The 324-nt window shown below is 48.8% G+C and carries 1 protein-coding gene; it reads left to right on the top strand.

Annotated features, from left to right (window positions below; genetic code table 11):
• Positions 1 to 324: hypothetical protein (locus LVD47_RS23455; RefSeq protein ID WP_236981156.1), on the top strand; the 324-nt coding region annotated here is incomplete at both ends.

Here is a 324-nt window from a genome sequence, read left to right as displayed (position 1 = left end):
TGCGGCTATGGAACCATCACGAGAAGATTCTTCATCCAGGGTGGATGTAGTGACAAAGCTCCTGAGTGGGAAGTAGAACAAGTAATCCACGTTGAGCCGGCCTGTGAAGTAAGATTGAGCATGTTTGATTTGCCATCGGATATAGGTACGAAGACAGAAGCCCTGTGTGTACTGAGTGAAGAAATGGTATACGACGTACCGGCAAGTTTGGCGGGTAGTGCGACCTTGTTGCCGCACCTGGAAGGAGCGTTGTGTAATGCTGTGGCGATAGGACATTCGGATAAAGTGAGTCGGATATTGGATGCGAGTGGCATGTATAAGGTA

The sequence above is a fragment of the Membranihabitans maritimus genome (assembly GCF_021729145.1).
GTDB classification, from domain to species: domain Bacteria; phylum Bacteroidota; class Bacteroidia; order Chitinophagales; family Saprospiraceae; genus Membranihabitans; species Membranihabitans maritimus.
The sequence above is the reverse complement of the archived record's forward strand: the minus strand, read 5'-3'. Positions and strand labels throughout refer to the sequence as shown.